16 protein-coding genes and 1 pseudogene are annotated in these 17,497 nt (G+C 69.1%); 11 read left to right on the top strand and 6 right to left on the bottom strand.

What is annotated here, in order from left to right:
• The 7 genes from AB0J80_RS38020 to AB0J80_RS37990 all read left to right on the top strand — a co-directional run.
• Nucleotides 1–189 (top strand): ATP-binding protein (locus tag AB0J80_RS38020; protein WP_364714644.1); only part of this gene is annotated, 189 nt, incomplete at its 5' end.
• Nucleotides 186–641, top strand: coding sequence for a response regulator (locus AB0J80_RS38015; RefSeq protein ID WP_364714643.1), 456 nt, complete (start codon nucleotides 186–188; stop codon nucleotides 639–641). The genes AB0J80_RS38020 and AB0J80_RS38015, both read left to right, overlap by 4 nt.
• On the top strand, nucleotides 634–1,443 hold the full coding sequence (locus AB0J80_RS38010; RefSeq protein WP_364714641.1) for an inositol monophosphatase: 810 nt from the start codon (nucleotides 634–636) through the stop codon (nucleotides 1,441–1,443). Before AB0J80_RS38015 ends, AB0J80_RS38010 begins: the two co-directional genes overlap by 8 nt.
• A complete protein-coding gene (locus AB0J80_RS38005; protein WP_364714639.1) occupies nucleotides 1,440–2,198 on the top strand; it encodes an SDR family oxidoreductase in 759 nt (252 codons plus the stop codon). The genes AB0J80_RS38010 and AB0J80_RS38005 overlap by 4 nt, the downstream gene beginning before the upstream one ends.
• Before the next feature lie 62 nt (nucleotides 2,199–2,260).
• Nucleotides 2,261–3,274 carry a hypothetical protein gene (locus AB0J80_RS38000; RefSeq protein ID WP_364714637.1) on the top strand — a complete coding sequence of 338 codons (1,014 nt, stop codon included), beginning with the start codon at nucleotides 2,261–2,263 and terminating at the stop codon, nucleotides 3,272–3,274.
• Between the two features lie 31 nt (nucleotides 3,275–3,305).
• Nucleotides 3,306–4,808: a fused MFS/spermidine synthase gene (locus AB0J80_RS37995; protein ID WP_364714636.1), complete on the top strand. Its 1,503-nt coding sequence runs from the start codon at nucleotides 3,306–3,308 to the stop codon at nucleotides 4,806–4,808.
• A 101-nt stretch (nucleotides 4,809–4,909) separates the two neighbouring features.
• Complete coding sequence (locus AB0J80_RS37990; RefSeq protein WP_364714634.1) at nucleotides 4,910–6,613, top strand: serine/threonine-protein kinase; 1,704 nt, start codon at nucleotides 4,910–4,912, stop codon at nucleotides 6,611–6,613.
• On the opposite strand, the gene AB0J80_RS37985 is transcribed toward AB0J80_RS37990, so the two are convergent.
• The 3 genes from AB0J80_RS37985 to AB0J80_RS37975 all read right to left on the bottom strand — a co-directional run bounded on the left by AB0J80_RS37985 (nucleotide 6,610) and on the right by AB0J80_RS37975 (nucleotide 10,165).
• Entirely contained in the window at nucleotides 6,610–7,278 is a 669-nt protein-coding gene (locus tag AB0J80_RS37985) for a TrkA family potassium uptake protein (protein WP_364714633.1), read from the bottom strand. The genes AB0J80_RS37990 and AB0J80_RS37985 overlap by 4 nt on opposite strands.
• Nucleotides 7,271–8,527 (bottom strand): potassium transporter TrkG, encoded by a 1,257-nt coding sequence (locus tag AB0J80_RS37980; protein ID WP_364714645.1) that lies wholly within the window; start codon nucleotides 8,525–8,527, stop codon nucleotides 7,271–7,273. The genes AB0J80_RS37985 and AB0J80_RS37980 overlap by 8 nt, the downstream gene beginning before the upstream one ends.
• A 675-nt stretch (nucleotides 8,528–9,202) precedes the next feature.
• Nucleotides 9,203–10,165: a hypothetical protein gene (locus AB0J80_RS37975; protein WP_364714631.1), complete on the bottom strand. Its 963-nt coding sequence runs from the start codon at nucleotides 10,163–10,165 to the stop codon at nucleotides 9,203–9,205.
• A 303-nt stretch (nucleotides 10,166–10,468) separates the two neighbouring features.
• Between AB0J80_RS37975 and AB0J80_RS37970 the strand changes: the two genes are divergently transcribed.
• On the top strand, nucleotides 10,469–11,107 hold the full coding sequence (locus AB0J80_RS37970; RefSeq protein ID WP_364714630.1) for a CbrC family protein: 639 nt from the start codon (nucleotides 10,469–10,471) through the stop codon (nucleotides 11,105–11,107).
• Between the two features lie 532 nt (nucleotides 11,108–11,639).
• Here the strand turns inward: AB0J80_RS37970 and AB0J80_RS37965 are convergent.
• From AB0J80_RS37965 to AB0J80_RS37955, 3 genes are all read right to left on the bottom strand, one after another.
• Nucleotides 11,640–13,196, bottom strand: a complete 1,557-nt coding sequence (locus AB0J80_RS37965) for an FAD-dependent oxidoreductase (protein ID WP_364714628.1) — start codon at nucleotides 13,194–13,196, stop codon at nucleotides 11,640–11,642.
• 72 nt (nucleotides 13,197–13,268) lie between these two features.
• Entirely contained in the window at nucleotides 13,269–13,967 is a 699-nt protein-coding gene (locus tag AB0J80_RS37960; RefSeq protein WP_364714626.1) for a hypothetical protein, read from the bottom strand.
• Between the two features lie 11 nt (nucleotides 13,968–13,978).
• Nucleotides 13,979–15,418, bottom strand: coding sequence for an MDR family MFS transporter (locus AB0J80_RS37955; protein WP_364714625.1), 1,440 nt, complete (start codon nucleotides 15,416–15,418; stop codon nucleotides 13,979–13,981).
• Between the two features lie 117 nt (nucleotides 15,419–15,535).
• Here AB0J80_RS37955 and AB0J80_RS37950 point away from each other — a divergent pair, with 117 nt between their 5' ends.
• From AB0J80_RS37950 to AB0J80_RS37940, 3 genes and pseudogenes are all read left to right on the top strand, one after another.
• On the top strand, nucleotides 15,536–16,141 hold the full coding sequence (locus AB0J80_RS37950) for a helix-turn-helix domain-containing protein (RefSeq protein ID WP_364714623.1): 606 nt from the start codon (nucleotides 15,536–15,538) through the stop codon (nucleotides 16,139–16,141).
• 168 nt (nucleotides 16,142–16,309) lie between these two features.
• Nucleotides 16,310–16,498 (top strand): annotated as a pseudogene (locus AB0J80_RS37945) (hypothetical protein); the annotation flags it as partial.
• A gap of 86 nt (nucleotides 16,499–16,584) precedes the next feature.
• Nucleotides 16,585–17,310, top strand: coding sequence for an SDR family oxidoreductase (locus tag AB0J80_RS37940; RefSeq protein WP_364714621.1), 726 nt, complete (start codon nucleotides 16,585–16,587; stop codon nucleotides 17,308–17,310).
• The last annotated feature ends 187 nt before the right edge of the window (nucleotides 17,311–17,497 follow it).

Genomic DNA, 17,497 nt, shown 5'->3' with positions numbered 1-17,497 from the left:
CGTCTGCACGGGCGGGACGCGTACGAGGGCACGGGGATCGGGCTGGCGATCGTGAAGAAGATCGTCGAATACCATGGCGGGCGGATCTGGCTGGATCTCGACGTCACCGAAGGCACCTCCATCTGGATCACGCTCCCGTTGTTGGCGGGCATTCCGGTGCAGGAGAAAGCGAAAGAGGTCACCTCATGACCGGTGCAATTCGGCAGGACGGCACGCCGATCGAGGTGCTGCTCGTCGAGGACGACCCGGGCGACGTGCTCATGACGCAGGAGGCGTTCGAGGAGCACAAGGTCCGCAACCGGCTCACGGTGGTCTCCGACGGCGCCGAGGCGCTCAACTACCTGCGCCGCGAGGGTCAGTACGCGGACGCCGTACGCCCGGACCTGATCCTGCTCGACCTCAACCTGCCGCGCCGGGACGGCCGGGAGGTGCTCGCGGAGATCAAGAAGGACGACGACCTGTGCCGGATCCCGGTGGTCGTGCTCACCACGTCGGCCGCCGACGAGGACATCCTGCGCAGCTACGAGCTGCACGCCAACGCGTACGTGACCAAGCCGGTCGATTTCGAGCGGTTCATCGCGGTGATCCGCCAGATCGACGAGTTCTTCGTCAGCGTCGTGAAGCTGCCGCCGCGTGCGTGACGACATGATCGACGAGGTCACCGACCTGATCCGCGAGGTTGCCCGGACCGTCGTGCTGCCCCGGTGGCGGCACCTCAGCGACCGTGAGGTCCAGGAGAAGACGCCCGGCGACCTGGTGACCGTCGCCGACAAGGAGTCCGAGCGCGCGCTGACCGCCGGCCTGACCGCGCTGCTGCCCGGCTCGGCCGTGGTCGGCGAGGAGGCGGTCGCCGCCGATCCCACCGTGCTCGAGCGGGTGGGTCACGACGGCGCCGTCTGGCTCGTGGACCCGGTCGACGGCACCAACAACTTCGCCTCCGGCAAGACGCCGTTCGCCGTGATGGTGGCGCTGCTGCGCGACGGCGAGCCTGCCGCCGGCTGGATCCTCGACGTCGTCGGCGACCGGATGACCGTCGCGGAGGCGGGCAGCGGGGCGTACATCGACGGCGTACGGCTGAAGACGCGCAGCGACGACCCGGGCGCGGACGCGCTGACCGGGTGCATCTCCCGAAACTACTTCCCGGACGAGCTGCGGGCCGGGATCGACGAGAACGCCGCCAAGCTCGGCCGGGTGACCGGGGGTCACCACTGCGCCGGGTACGAGTACCCGTCCGTCGCCACCGACGAGCAGCAGTTCGCCGTGTTCTGGCGGATCCTGCCGTGGGACCACACGCCCGGCGCGCTGATCCTGCGCGAGGCAGGCGGCGCGGTGCTGCACCTCGACGGGTCCGCGTACCTGCCGACCGACTCCCAGCGTGGCCTGCTCGCCGCCGCCAACCACGAGATCTGGCACACCGTTCGCGGCACACTGCTCCCGGCATGACCTCGTACCTCGAGGAGCTGTTCGGGCTCGGTGGCCGGACCGCGATGGTGACCGGCGGCAGCTCGGGTATCGGGCGGGCGATGGCCGGTGCGCTCGGCCGGGCCGGCGCCAAGGTGGTGCTGGTCGCCCGGCGCGAGGGACCGCTGCGCGAGACCGCCGCGGAGCTGACCGCCGACGGCGTCGAGGTGGACACGGTCACCGCGGACCTGGCGGATCGGAGCAGCCTTGCGCGGGTGACCGGGTACGCGGACGTGGACATCCTCGTCAACGCGGCGGCGGTGAACCGGCGCCCGCCCCTGGACGAGCTCTCCGACGAGGACTGGGACGTCACGCTCGCCGCCAACCTCACCGCGCCGTTCCTGCTGGGGCAGCACTTCGGCCCGGCCATGGCGGCGCGCGGCTGGGGACGCATCATCAATGTGGTCTCGCAGCAGGCCTTCCGGGCGTACGGGAACAGTGGCGCCTACGGCGCGGCCAAGGCCGGGCTCGTGGGCCTGACCCGCTCGCAGGCCGAGGCGTGGTCCAGCCGGGGCGTGACCTGCAATGCGATCGCCCCGGGGGTCGTGCACACCCCGCTGACCGAGCCGGTGTTCGCGGACCCGTCGAAGGTCGCCGCGCATGCCCGGCGGACGATGATCGGGCGCAACGGCGTACCGGAGGATTTTGTCGGTTGTGTTCTTTACCTGGCGAGTGGCGCTAGCGCTGCGGTGACCGGGCAGACACTCTTCGTCGACGGCGGCTATTCGGCCACATGATCGATCTGCGTTCCCGGTCCCGAGCGAGGTAGAGTCACCCGGCTTACGACTGGAGGTAGATCGTGGCGGCGACTCTCCCGGCCTGGGCGAAGCGCGTCCTGGCCCTGCTCGCGGCGACCCTGGTGCTCGCCATCGCGCCCCCCGCGGCGCACGCGGCACCGGACGACCCGGAGGGCGGCTCGAAGACCCTGCGCGCCCAGCTGGAGTCGGCGGCCAAGGGGCACATCGAGGCCAAGCAGAAGCTGGCGGCGTCCAAGAAGCGGCAGGTCCAGCTGAAGGCCTCCCTCAAGCAGGCGCAGGAGAAGGCCGTCGCCCTCCAGGGCCGGGTCAAGGAGATCGCCAACCGTTCCTACAAGCAGGGCCGCTTCAGCACCATGACCATGCTGCTCAACAGCAGCTCCCCGGACTCGTTCATGGAACGGATGCTGCGTCTCGACCAGATGGCGCAGGTCGACGGTCACGCCCTCACCGGCTACCGGGACGCGGTGACCGTGGCGGAGAAGGCCACCAAGGCCATCGAGCTCGAGATCAAGGAGCAGCAGAAGCAGGTCACGGTGCTGGCCAAGAAGAAGCAGCAGGCCGAGGCCGCCCTCGCCGCGGCCGGTGGCGGCGCCGTGGCGGGCGGGTTCATCAACGCCAACTCGCCTCTCGCGAAGGCGGCGCCGCGCAACTCGGACGGGTCGTGGCCCCGGGAGTCTTGCACCATCAACGACCCGACCACCTCCGGGTGCATCACTCCGCGGCTGCTGAACGCGTACCAGCAGGCCCGGGCGGCCGGGTTCACGCGGTACACGTCGTGCTTCAGCCAGCGCTCGTCGGGCGAGCATCCCAAGGGTCGGGCCTGCGACTTCGCCGCCGCGCCGGGCGGCTTCGAGAACGTCAACGCGAGCGGGGGAGACCGGGCGTACGGCAACAAGCTGGCCGCCTACTTCGTCCGCAACGCCAACCGGCTCGGCGTGATGTACGTGATCTGGTACCGCCAGATCTGGATGGAGAACACCGGCTGGCGCTCCTACAGCGGCTCAGGCGGGCCGTCCGCGACACACACCAACCACGTACACCTGTCGATTCTGTAGATCGCCGTCCGGCGTCGGTAGCATTCCGCCGATGGAATCCCCACGGGCCCTGCCGTCCGCGCTGGCCACCGGGCTGGTCTTCGTCGCCAGCGGCGCCGTCCTCGTCCTCGAGATCGTGGCCCTGCGCCTGGTCGGACCGTACGTCGGCGTGACCCTGCAGGTCAGCAGCTCGGTGATCGGCATCTCGCTGGCCGCCATCGCGTACGGGACGTGGCTCGGCGGCCGGCTCGCGGACCGCTACGACCCCCGGATCCTGCTCGCCCCGGCCCTGCTGCTCGCCGCGATCACGACGGCGCTGACCCTCCCGCTGGTGCGATGGGGCGGCGAGATCCTGCGCGGCGGGGCAGCCCCGGCGGTGCTCCTGCTCGCCGCCCTGGCCGTCTTCCCGCCCGCGCTGCTGCTCTCCACGATCACGCCGCTGACCGTCAAGCTCCAGCTCGGCGATCTCGGCCGCACCGGTGAGGTGGTGGGACGGCTCTCCAGCTTCGGCACCCTCGGCGCGATCACGGCCACGCTGGGCACCGGGTTCATCCTCGTCGCCGCGATGCCGAGCAGCTGGATCGTGCTCACCCTGGCCACGCTGCTGGCGCTCGCGGCGTTCGGGCTCGCCTGGTGGCTGCGGCGGCGCCAGGGCGTCGGGTTGCCGGGCAAGCCGCGTACCCGGGCCGTGCTGGTCACCGTCGGGCTGGTCGGAGGCGGGCTCGGGGCTACCGCGCCGACGCCCTGCGACATCGAGACCGCGTACCACTGCGCGCGGGTCACCCCCGACCCTGACCGGGCCGGCGGGCGGACGCTGATGCTCAACTCGGCGCGGCACTCGTACGTCGACCTGAACGACCCCACCCACCTGGAGTTCGCGTACGTCCAGTGGCTCGGTGCCCTCGTCGACATCCAGAAGACCGGCGGCGCCCCGATCGACGCCCTGCACCTGGGCGGCGGCGGCTTCACGGTGCCCGAGTACGTCGCCAAGACCCGCCCCGGCAGCAACCAGCTCGTCCTCGAGCTGGACGGCGACCTCGTGGATCTCGACCGGCGGGAGCTGGGCCTGACCACCGGGCCGCAGCTGAAAGTCCAGGTCGGCGATGCCCGGGTCCGGCTCGCCGCCCGGGACGACCGCGCGTACGACCTGGTCGTCGGCGACGCGTTCGGCCACCTGGTCGTGCCCTGGCACCTGACCACCCGGGAGATGGCCGCGGACATCTCCCGCGTGCTGCGCGACGGCGGCCTGTACGCCCAGAACGTCATCGACTACCCGCCGGACCGCTTCATCCGCGCCGAGCTGGCCACGGTCGCCGACGTCTTCCCGCACGTGGCGGTGATCGCCCCGAAAGCCGCGCTCACCGGCGTGACCGGGTCGAACTTCGTCATCGTCGCGTCGCGGTCGCCGCTGCCGCTCGACGAGATCCGCGCTCACCTCGACCTCGTCGACCAACCGGTCGAACTGGTGTCCGGAACCGCCCTCGCCACCTTCATCGGCGACGCCCGGGTGCTGACCGACGACTTCGCACCGGTCGACCAGCTGTTGGCCGGCTGAATCTGGACAAAGCGCGTGCCGCCGGTCAGAGCACCTCGGTCACCTCGCGGGATTTTCGAGACCCACCCTGCCCGGGTCGTCCCTCGGGCAACAATCGGCACATGGGGTGGCTGGCGACCGGGAAGCAGGGCGGCCACGTCGGCGGCCGGTACCGCCTGATCGAGCGGCTCGGCACCGGCGGCATGTCGGTCGTCTGGCGTGGCCACGACGAGGTGCTCGGGCGCCCGGTCGCGGTCAAGGTGCTGTCCCCGCAGCTCGCCGGCGACTCCGCGTTCCGGCGGCGGCTGCGGCAGGAGGCGCTCGCCGCGGCCCGGCTCTGCCACCCGCACATCACCGGCGTCTTCGACTTCGGCGAGTCGCCGCTCGACGACACGATCACCGTCCCGTACGTGGTCATGGAGCTCAACGACGGCGAACCGGTCTCCGCCCGCCTGCGCCGCGAGGGCCCGTTCCCGTGGCGCGACGCCGTGACGGTCGTCGCCGAGGTCGCGTCGGCGCTGGCCACCGCGCACGCCCACGGGATCGTGCACCGCGACGTCACCCCCGCCAACATCATGCTCACCGGCGCCGGCGCGAAGGTCGTCGACTTCGGCATCTCCGCCGTCGCCGGCCAGCGCGACGCCGCCCCGGACGGCAGCCTGCTCGGCACGCCCGCCTACCTGGCCCCGGAACGGCTGGGCGGCGGCCAGGTCGCTCCCGCCGCCGACGTGTACGCCCTCGGCCTGCTCCTCTACCGGCTGCTCACCGGCCGGTTGCCGTGGCACGCCGAGACGACCACCGAGGCGTTGCGGGCGCACCTGTACGCGGACCCTGCGCCCGTACCCGATCTGCCCGGCATGCCCGCGGAGGTCGCCGCCCTGTGTCTGCGCTGCCTCGACAAGCGGCCGGAGCGGCGGCCGGGCGCCGACGAGGTCGCGGCCTTGCTGGCCGGGCTCGTCGGCCTGCAACCGATCATCCCGCGGGTGGCGGCGCCGGACACGCCACCCGTGCTGGCCGGCTTCCGCCCGACCCCGCACCCGGGCCCCCGCCCCCGGCAGCGGCCCCTGCGACTGCAAGCCGGGCTGCGCGTCGCCCGGGCCCTGCGGATCGGCGGCCCGGTGCCGCTCGGCGGCGGCCTGTTCCGCGGCGGCGTCCTGGCCCGCGACCTGCTCAGCGGCGGCCGCCTCGGGCAGGCCGTCCTCGGCAACCGGCACCGCTTCCAGGCCGCGGTCGCGACGCTCGTGCTGATCGCGTCGGCCGGCCTGGCATGGTCGTCGACCCGGGAACCGGCCGATGTGGGCACCGCGCAGGCCGCGGCGGCGGGCGCGGGCAAAGGCGCGGTGGTCCCGCACGGTACGGGCTGCAAGGTCCGCTATCGGATCCAGCGGGACACGGGTACGGACTTCGGCGCGCAGCTCACCGTGGTCAACACCGGCGAGCACGCCCTGTCGGCCTGGCGGCTGGAGTTCCTGTTCACCGGCGGCCAGCGTCTCACCGCCGCGCCGAAACGGCTCTCCCAGCGGGGCCGCAAACTGGTGCTGCGCCCGAAGAAGGGCGCGGACCTGCGGCCCGGCCGGTCGGCGAGCGTGACCCTCACGGGCAGCTACCGGGTCAGCAACCCGCTGCCGCTGTCGTTCCTGCTCAACGGCCACCAGTGCCAGGCCGAGGTGCTCGGCGCGGTCGTTGCCACGCCGCCGCCCTCGCCGCCGGTCGCTGCTGTTCCAGCAGCCCCGTCGACACCGCCCTCGGAAACACCGCGCCGCAAGAAGGAACGCGTCAAGCCGCCGGTGGACAAGGTCAAGGGCGGGTTCTCCGTCGCGATCTAGGCTGTCACCGCCGCGAACTGCTCCACCTTGGACGTGTTCCCGGCGACGATCAGGATGCAGCCGTCCGGCACGATCGTCTCGGGTCGCGCGTACGTGAAGTCCTCGCCGGGCAGCTTGGTGCCGACGACCGTGACCCCCCACTTGCTGCGCAGGCCGATGTCGGCCAGTGACCGGCCCACGGCCTCGCGCGGCGCCCGGACCTTCGCGATGGCGAAGCCGTCGTCGAACTCGATGTAGTCCAGCATCCGGCCGGTGATCAGGTGCGCGACCCGTTCGCCCATCTCCGACTCGGGGAAGATCACGTGCCGGGCGCCGACCCGGGACAGGATCTGCCCGTGCTTGACGCTGGTCGCCTTCGCCCAGATCTCCTGCACGCCCACCTCGGCAAGGGTGAGCACGGTCAGCACACTCGTCTCCAGGTTCGTGCCGATGCCCACCACCGCCCGGGAGAAGTCCTGGACACCGAGCTGCCGCAGCGCGTCGGTGTCGGCCGCGTCCGCCTCGACCACGTGCGTGAGCCGGTCCGACCAGTCCTGCACGATCCGCGGGTCCGAGTCGATGCCGAGCACCTCGTGGCCGAGGTTCACCAGCGACTCGGCGACGGCCCCGCCGAACCGGCCCAGGCCCACGACCACGACGTTGTCGGTAACTTCCTTGTCAGCCAACGAGGGGCCTCTCTTCCGGATAGCGGTAGAGCCGGCGACGGGTGTTCAGCGCGATCGCGGTGCCGACCGCGATCGTCCCGACCCGGCCGACGTACATGAGCACGACCAGCACGACCTGGGCGGAGGACTGCAACTGCGGGGTGATGCCGGTGCTCAGCCCGACGGTGGCGAACGCGGACGTCACCTCGAACAACGCCCGGTCGAACGGCACATCGTCGGTGAGGGCGATCAGCGCCAGCGTCCCGGCCGCGACCAGCGCCACGCCGAGCAGCGCTACCGTGAGCGCCTGCCGCTGAGTCGCCTCCGCGATCCGCCGCTTGCGGATCACCACATCGGGCTCACCGCGGATCTCGGCCCAGATCACGAACGCGAGCAGCAGGAACGTCGTCACCTTGATGCCACCGGCGGTGCTGGCGCTGCCCCCGCCGACGAACATCATCGCGTTCGTGACGGCGATCGTCTCGGTGTTCATGGCGCCGAGGTTGATGCTGTTGAAACCCCCGGACCGGGTCATCACATCCTGGGTGAAGGCGGCCAGCACCTTCGCCGGGGTGCCCAGCGGCCCCAGCGTGCCCGGATTGCTCCACTCGAACGTCAGGAAGATCAAGAACCCGGAGACGCTGAAGAGCAGCGTCCCCCACACCGTCAGGCGGGTGTGCGTCGACCACAACCCAGGGGTACGCCACTCGCGCGCGAGCTCGAACAGCACCGGGAACCCGATCGAGCCGCCCAGCACCCCGAGAGCCAGCGGCACGCAGATCCACCAGTCCCCGACGAACCGCACAAGGCTGTCCGGATACAACGCGAACCCCGCATTGTTGAAGGCCTGCACGGCGTGGAAGACGGCCTCCCACGCGGCCCGCCCGAACGAGTAGTCGTACGCCAGCCAGAACCGCAACGCGAGCACCACGCTGATCACGCTCTCCGACGCGACCATCACCAGCGCCACCCGAACCAGCACACCCCCGACATTCCCGCCGAACAACCCGGCGCTCTCCGCCTGCGCCAGCAACCGGCTCCGCAACCCCAGCCGCCGAGACACCAGCAGGCTGAGCAGCGTGGCCAGCGTCATGATCCCGAACCCACCGATCTGCGACAGCACGGTGAGCAGCACCAGCCCGAAACCCGACCAGTACGTCGGAGTGTCGACCACAGAGAGCCCGGTGACACAGACGGCGCTCGTGGCGGTGAAAAGAGCCGTGACGAACGGGGCATGCCCCGGTTCGGTCCGGGCCGCAGGCAACATCATGAGCGCGGTCCCGACGGCGATCGCCCCGAGAAAAGCGAGAGGAACGATGCGCGCCGGATAGCGCCACGGCGAACGAGCACGCACCCTGGAACCTCCCGATCTTCATTGCTGCGGTGCCCCATTACCCGGCAGAAGGGACGCATGATGCAACTCGACATGGCGATGGGCTTCACCCGTACCCGAATCCCTTCCCTGTCGAGGAGTTCCTCTTGCATGCCCTCCACCCGGGCCTCGGCCCGGACTTCACCAAACTCTGGACCGCGTCCGCGGTAGCCAACCTGGACGACTAGCGTGCCGTGCCGTCGTTCCCCTACGGGCAGGTCACCGGTGCGTACTCGCTGCTGGAGCTGGGTCGTGCCGCACACGGCTCGGTCGCGGGCAAGCGCTGGCCCGGGCGTACGGCATCGTGCCCGTCTTCTGGGACACGGCGACGGGCGTCGTGGTCGTGGTCGCTTGGCGGCCGCTGGGCAGCGCGACCGCGGCGGTCCGGGAATTTACTTCGAATTCATTCGATACACCGGGGTGCGGCGGCTTGGGGTTGCCCGGTTGGCGGTCATGCGGTGACGGGGGGGCATGCACGCAGGCCGATCCGGAGTCTGGTGGAGCAACGCCTGACCGGCGTCCGAGCCGGGCCGACTTCTCTCGAGGGGCCACGCCGGTAGCGTTCGATCGTGGCTACTGACCCATGTCGCCGAGGTTCACACCTTGAATCCATTGCACTTTCTCCGGATCCCAGCCGTACTCACTTCCGTCATCTTTCAAGAACCGGCCGTCCGGATCTGAGATCCAACGGAAGGGCCTTTGAGGAGACCCCCATTCGATGGACTTCTTCGTTCCGTTGATCAGTGCCGATATTTGGAGCTGGCCTTCGTACAGAAAGCCGTCATCGGATCGGATGGCGATGGATGCCGACATGAATCCGGAATCGTTGAGGCCCATCTGGAGCGAGCCGGGCGGTATCTTGAACTCTTCACCCTCATCGAACGGCACCGCCGTCGTCACCTGGCTCAGCGTGTCGACGGTCAGGGCAACGCCTGCATTGGAGCCGCCGCCCAGGTTGCATAGAATCGTCGTACCCGGTTGAGCGGGAGTCTTCTTGAAGATCTTGACCCGGACGTCGGTGATGACAACTAGATCATTCGCTCCGCCGGAAAGGTTCACCCGGAAGCCGTCGCCCAGAGTGTATACGTGCGGATCCGTATCGAACCACTCTCGCCATTCGTCGCAGTGCATGGACTCTTCGCCTGGTGGATATGGAGGCGGGGTGGGTAGTCGATCGGGGGTGCCGGCATAAAAAACGCGGTTGATGGGCCCGAAGGCATCCAATTCCACGGCGCCAATCTTTTCGGCGGCGGCGGCGCAGATCACAGTGTTGTTGTTTCCGTTGCCGACGCAGTTCTGGCCTCCGGTGATCGAGACGCTCTGGTCCGGTTGCTGCGAACGGCTTGGATCGGCGGCTGCCTCAGGGTCGTTGGAGATGGCGATAACGGCGGCAATCGTCCCGGCGATGCCGGCGATGGCTCCGACGCCCTGCCACCATTGAAGTCCGAGAAATCTTCCCGTTTTCGTCGACTTCGCCGTGAGGGATGTCGTGCCTGTAGGTGCATCGCCCGGGGGTGCGGTATCACCTGTACTCATTGCGGCATTCTATGTGAAACAGGCGACCCGGGTGTCTGGATAATGCGAAGCGCGCGCCGGGATGAATGAGTGGCGCAACATCGAATCGTAAAGCTCGATGCGACAGTCCGGCTCGGCTTGTTGCAGCCGTGGAGGTGGCGCGCTCTTCACGGAAGGGCGAAGCGTGTACTGGGCAGCTACCGGCTCGCCGCGGATATCACCACCGGCAGGGAAGTGGTCTTGTGGCCATGGTTTTGCGTTGACCGATTGACCGTCTGGTTTCGTTAGTGCCTGTCCTTGCACCCGGACTCGTTGCCGCGGCCCGTGGAGCATCCTCAGCGGAAGGGAGGCAGCGGTGAATGGCAGATCGGTTGTCGGCATGATGACCAGGTGTCAGAGCCCAACTTCCGGTATCACCCTGATCCGCTCGCCACCGGGTCAGCGGTCCGCGATGAGCACGTCTGCACTGTCTGCGGTATCCACCGTGACATCCGGTATGCAGGACCGGTCTTTGGCAGGCAGCCGACCACTCTGTGCCTGCACTGCATCGCCTCCGGGGAGGCGTCACGAGCTCTAGGGACAGTGACGGAGGCCGTTGACGGCAGTGATCGCCTGGACATGCCGGCGGAGTTCAGCGACGCCGTCGACGTGCCGGATGAGGTGCCCGTCGCGGTGGTGGAGGAGATTACCCGCCGAACCCCGGGGTTCACGGGTTGGCAGCAGGAGTCGTGGCTCTATCACTGCGCAGACGGCGCGGCGTTTCTCGGCCCGGCCGGCTATGCCGAACTCGAACGGTATCCCGACGCGCTGGACATGATCCGTGAGGATCTCCGGCAGCTCGGTTGGCAGCCGAGCGAGACGGAGCGGTTCCTACGCCAGCTCGACCGCACGGGCGAGCCCACCGCCTATCTGTTCCGTTGCCTGCGCTGCGGTTCCCACCTGGCATCCTGGGACTTCACCTGACCCCAGCTCACATCGGCAGCACACCGCCGTGGCTGTCGACCGGCCGTGTCGTGCTCATAGCCGGGCGAAGTACCGCCGAGCCACCCGGGTGCGCCGTTCGGGTGAGCGTTACTGTGACGCCGATCCGAACGGCGCGGTGCTTCATGATCGATGGATCAAGTATCTGAGCAGGAAATACAGGTTCGAAGACAGGTACTCAATGAATTTCGGAGCCGCCCTCGCTGGTCGGGGCTCGGTAGATCGATGATGGCTCGCGTCTCGCGCGGTGACGGTGGACCGGGTGACCCTTCGACGGCAGCTCATTGAGACCGGCCCGACTCCTACTGGCCGGCGCAGACCTGCGCCCGGGCCAAAGAGCTCGGACGCAGGTCCAGTCGGTCACCGGCGGGCGCGGATGATCGCGGCGTGCAAGCTCTCGGCGTAGACGCCGGTGAACTCGACGCTGACAGGATGGACAGACTCTCCGTTGCCGCACACCGGAGGGACACGGCGACAGATGATGTGGCCTCGTTCGAGCCTGGTGCGGGTTGTCTCAGGCGAGGGCTGGCTCGTGGTTGGTCAGTCGTTGGAGGTGATCGCGGACGCTGGTCGCTTCCCATAGGGGTACGCGTGCTGCCATGTAGCCGTCAGGGCGGACCAGGACCACGGTGTCGGGGTTGACGCCGAAGCGGGTGGCGGCGGTGTTGTGTGGGTCTTGGATGGCGCCGGATCCTATGCGGTGGACGTGGATGTCGGCGGGGAGTCCGGCGAACGGTTCGGCGCTGTTTGTGCTGTCGCAGAAGATGAGAACGGTCCAGTGTGGGCCGCGGAGAAGGTCGAAGGTGGTGCCGGCGAATCCGGGCCCACGCAGGCCCGCGGCGTATGGGGCGCGCTCGGCGGGGCTGCCGTCGAGCGATATGGGGCCGGCCGGGTAGCTGATGGTGAGGCCGGTGGTGATGTCGCCGCCCATGCCTGCGAGTCCCTTGTTGACGCCATGGGCGCCGTCGGTGGCGCCGTTGACGAAGGTGCGCATCCGGGAGGTGCTCAGTTCCAGGACGGCGGCGGCGACGGGCCGGCGTTCCTGCTCGTAGGTGTCGAGCAGGAACGTGTCGGCGCCGGCGAGTACCGCGTCGAGTTTCCAGGCGAGGTTCCAGCTGTCCTGGATCCCGGTGTTCATTCCCTGGGCTCCTGCGGGTGAGTGCGCGTGAGCGGCATCACCGGCCAGGATCACCCGTCCGACGCGGTAGCGGGGGGCGAGGCGCACGTTGGCGCGGTAGAGGGAGAGCCACGTGGCCTCGGTGAGGGTGACGCGGCCGGCGCCGAGGTAGTCGTCCAGGAGTCGCTGGTAGAGCTGCAGGGTGGGCTCTTCGAGATCGGTGCCCGCTTTGATGGTCGACTGCCACTGCCAGAGATCGGTCGTGGGCAATGGTGTGAGGCCGATCATTCCTTGCGGTGTGGGCAGGATGTACTGGCGACTGTGGTCGAGTCCTTCCAGGCGCAGGTCTCCGAGGTACCAGTAGTCGTCCATGGTGAATCCGTCGAACGACAGGCCCAGGCAGTGCCGGACGGTGCTCTTGCCGCCGTCCGCGCCGACGACCCAGCGGGCCGAGATCGTCTCCGGTCCTCCAGGGCTGTTCACGTGTACGACGACGTGGTCGTCGTGCTGGTCCAGTGCGGTGGCGGCGGTGGCGAACTCGACGTGTACACCGTCTCGCGCGAGCCGGTCGCGCAGCGGTCCTTCCACGTCGAATTCGCCGATCCACAGCAGCTCCGGGTAGGGGGTGAGACTCGGATCGGGAATCGGTGTGGCGATCGGCTCCCGGTCCACGACGCTGCCGTCGGCGTTGATCATGCGGACCGGCAGCTTGATGTTGCCGCGGATGAGAATGTCGTCGGCGACACCGAGGTCGTCGAGGATCTCGAGGCTTCGCGGCTGCAGACCCTTTCCGCGCGACGAGACGCTGGGCTTTTCGAAGCGTTCGATGACCCTCACGTCGACGCCGCGTCGGGCCAGGTCGCACGCGAGCGTCAAGCCGGTCGGCCCGGCGCCGACGACGAGGACATCGGCGATTCGGTCGGGCGAGGTCTTGGCCGGGGTGGTGTCAGACATGTCGGTCTCCAAGGTTGGTGTGGAACAGAGAGGTTGGTAGAGAAGAGGGAGAAGGGTGGTGGGATCGCGGTGTCATAGGCCTTCCTTGCCGTCTGCCCAATACGCTCTGGCGGTGATGGCCTGCCGAGGGAACAGGGCGCGGTCGAGCAAGATCCGGCGTTGCCGCTGAATGGTTTGGGCGTGGCCGAGGATCACAGCCCCGTCGGCGCGGCCGAACGCGGCGGGATCGGCGCCGATGAGCCAGGCCAGCGCTGCCTCTCCGGGCGTGTCGGTGGCGGGCAGGAACAGCAACCGGGGCCACCTGCCGGAGAGCGCGGCGACGGCGTCGGGCCTGGTCTCGATGACGGCGATGCTGTCGGTGTCGCTTGTGTAGGCGTCGATGGTGCCCAGAGTTGAACCGTCGCCCAGGTGGAGCCGTCGCGGCCCGCTGCCGCGCAGCGGCCGATGCCGTCCCGCGAGGGCGATGACGGTTTCACCGGCGCGAAGCCGGCTCAGCCAAGCTGTGCCGGGCCCGTGCGCGTCGGTCACGGCGAGGATGTGGATGTGGTCCGGGTCGGTCTGCCCGACGGCGCGGACGGTGTAGCGGCGTCCCTTCGTGGCAGTGACCCGGAACTGCACCTCGTGTCCGGACTGCCAGCCGCCCGGTGGCGGATCGGCGCGCAGGGTCAGCTGAAGGTATCCCGGCGCCACGTGGTCGACGGCGACGACGCCGCAGCGGCGTCCGAGGGCGAGTTCGGCGAGTTTGCCGACCAGCGCGGGTGCGGTGGGCACGGGCGGCCTGCCTAAATCTCGACGACGGCGGAATCGGCCGGGTCGACGTTCTTGCTGCCCGGGAGGAAGAAGACGAGCAGCAGCGGGATCGCACTCAGCCCGAAGATCCACCAGAACGCGCCGGTGAAGGCCACCGGCGTGGTGGCGCTGCTGAGCAGTGTCTGCAGGATCACGGCGATGACCGCCACGCCGAACGGTGAGCCGACGCGCTGCACGACGCTGAACGCGGCGCTGCCGCGGGGCGCCTCGTCGTGACCCAGGCTGGCGAAGGCGAGCGTCATGACCGGCTGCATGATGGCGCCGAAGCCGATCCCCTGCGCGAGTTGCCCGACCAGCAGCAGGGCGGTGCCACCGTGCAGGCCGGCCAGGGCGAAGGGCAGGATCCCCGTCATGGTCAGCAGCACGCCGGCAGCGACTACGAGGCGACCGTCGACGCGGGCGACGAACCTGCGAGCCAGCACGAAGAAGACCACGGAGCCCACCGCTTGCGGAATGAGCAGCAATCCGGTGTGCAGCACCGTTTCGCCTCGAACCTGCTGGTAGAACAGCGGCAACAGGAACATCAGGGCGTACAGCGAGAACCCGTTGGCGAAGACGATGACGCTGCTCAGACCGAAGCTGCGCCGGGCGAAGACCCGAACGTCGATGAGGGAGCGGTGCCGCGTACGCAGGGAGTGAACGGTGAACGCGAACAGCAGGACCATCCCGGCGAGGATCGGAAGCCAGGCCCCGACAGCGGCGAACCCGCCGGCATCGGTGGCCTGGCCGACGCCGTAGGCCATGGCGACGACGCCCGGGGTGAGCAGCAGAAAGCCGAGCACGTCGAGCCGGTGGCCGGACTGCCGCGCGGCAGCGGGCAGCAGTCTCGGGGCGAGCACGAGCGCCGCCAGGCAAATCGGCACGTTGATGAGGAAAAGCCACCTCCAGCTCGAGGACTCCAAGATCGTCCCGCCGAGCACGGAGCCCAGGATGGGCGCGAGCTGCGCCGGGAGAGCAACGGCGATCATCGCCTGCGTGATCCGATCGGGGCCGGCCGCCCGGGTGAGGATCGAGATCGTGATCGGCATGAGCATGCCCCCGCCGATGCCCTGCAGCGCCCGGAAGGCGACCAGTGCCGGCAGCGACGTCGCCAGCCCACAGAGGATCGAGCCGGCGAGGAACACGGCGACGGAGAACATCCAGGCGTTACGCGCACCGAACCGCTCGGAGACCCACCCGCTCACCGGGATCACCGCGACGTACGCCAGCAGATAGCTGGTCACCAGCCACTGAACGTCGCCGACCGAGGCATGAAAGACCGTGCGCAGGTGCTCAAGGGCGATGTTCACGATCGTGGTGTCCAGCAGCGTCGTGCCCAAGCCGAGCACGAGTACCAGGCTGATCAGGTTGAGCCGGCGGGTGGGCACTGGAGCCGTCGAAGCGGGAGGGATGCCCGCCGAGGTCACTGTCATGGCACGATACTACACCGTGCAGTGCAATTGGGTAAACCGGTCAGTGTAGTAAGCTGTCGGCCGGAGGTAGAAATGAACGCAATTAGCACGGACAAGGCGCTACGCGAGGGTTCCGCGGTGAAGCGGGCGGCGATCATCGCAGCGGCCCGAGACCTCTTCGTGCACCAGGGAGTCGACCGGGTCAGCATGGACGCCGTCGCGGCTCAGGCCGAGGTGTCGAAGCGCACCGTCTATGACTATTTCGGCGACAAGCGGCGGCTGTTCCTGGCGATTCTCGCCGACGCGTCAGATTCGCTGAACGCCTCGGCGCGCGAAGCCCTTGACCACCATCTACCCGCCGACGCGCAGATCACCACGGTGCCGGAACTGGAGAAGGCCCTCACCGCGATGGCGGTCGAGCTCGGCACGACGATCGTCGCCTCGGCGGACTACGCTGCGGCCTTCGCTCTGGTCGCCCAGCAGCGCCTGCAGACGCCGACGACCCAGGACGACATCGTGACGGCGCCGATCGAGCAGGCGCTGGCCGAACGCTTCGCCCGGTTCGCCAACACCGGACTCCTGGAGACCAGTGACCCGCGCCTGGCCACCGCCCACTTCGCCGCCTTGACCTTGTTGCTGGCCTACAACGCCCAGCCGAACCCCGCCAACGCCAACCCCGACTTGGTTCGCCAAATCATGATCGACGGCGTCCACGCCTTCATCCGCGCCTATGCCGCGCGCTGACCAGACTACGAGGCACTTTCCCCGTTCCGCGCCAGGGGTAGCGTCTGCTCGCGGCCATGCCGGGTCAGGGTCAGTTGTCCGGCTCGCAGGTGACGAACTGGTCGCACTTCTTCAGCGACGGCGCGCCCGGACGCCGTTCCGGGCTGCCACCGGAACGGCGTCGCGTTGAGCGCCGAGGAAGCCGACGTCATCGTCATCATGGGCTGCGGCGACGCCTGCCCGGTCTTTCGGGACAAGCTCTAAGACTGGAAACTTGACGACCCCGCCGGCCAAGGCATCGAGGCCGTCCGCCCGATCCGCGACGCCACCCGCACCCGGATCGAGAAATCCCTCACCGAACTCGATAACCCGGGCTGAAACCTAAGCGCTGTTGTGGTTCGGCTAGCGCGGTGCTGACTCGCGACGTCCGCCAGGCGGTCGGCCGCGCGCGTAGAGTCGGCGGCATGGCGAGGCTTGCGGTGGTCACCGGCGGTGGCACGGGTATCGGCCGGGCGACGGCGGGGATGCTCGCGGGGGAGGGCTACGACGTCATCATCGTCGGGCGACGCTCCGAGGTGCTGGCGGAGGCGGCCAAGTGGATAGGTCCCCAGGCCACCACGGTGACCGCTGACTGCGCGGACCCTGACCAGATCCCGGCGGTGGTCGAGGCCGTCGGTGGCCGTGCGGTCGACGTACTGGTCAACAACGCCGGGGCGTACGTTGCCGGCGACGACCCGACCCTTGCCGACCTGGCGGCCCGCTGGCGAGCCACCTTCGACTCCAACGTCACCACAGCCGTTCTGATGACCGAGGCACTGCGCCCGTTGCTTCGCCGCCCCGGTGGCCGGGTGATCCTGACCAGCTCGATCGCCGCCCAGCGCGGTGGAGGCGGCCCCTACTCGGCGGCGAAGGCGGCTCTGCACGGCTGGGTGTTCGATCTCGCCACCCAGTTCGGCCCGGAGGGGATCACGGCGAACGTGATCTCGCCCGGATACGTGACCGACAGCGAGTTCTTCACCGGCCGGATGACCGAGGAGGGCCATCGGACCCGGGTCGAGGCGACCTTGGTGAAGCGCGCCGGCGTGCCGGACGACATCGCCGAGGCGGTGCGCTGGCTGGTCGGACCGGGCGGCACCTTCGTCACCGGCCAGATCATCAACGTCAACGGCGGCTCCGTCCTGGGACGCTGACCGGTCCTCCTACGCTTCGCCCGTGAAGCGCGGGCCTCGTTCCTGGGACGCTGACCGATCGTCCTGGACGAGTGATTCCTAACCCCGGCAGGGCCTAGGTGTGCTGTCCAGGGAGGTTGGTCGAGGTTGTGTGACGACTCGGTCTGAGTCGTAGACGGGTGAAGGCCTCCGGTTGTGAAGTGGAGCT

It is taken from the genome of Actinoplanes sp. NPDC049548, from assembly GCF_040676695.1.
In the GTDB taxonomy this organism is placed as follows: Bacteria; Actinomycetota; Actinomycetes; order Mycobacteriales; family Micromonosporaceae; genus Actinoplanes.
Note: the sequence above shows the minus strand (reverse complement) of the source record. Positions and strands in the feature narration are given on the sequence as shown.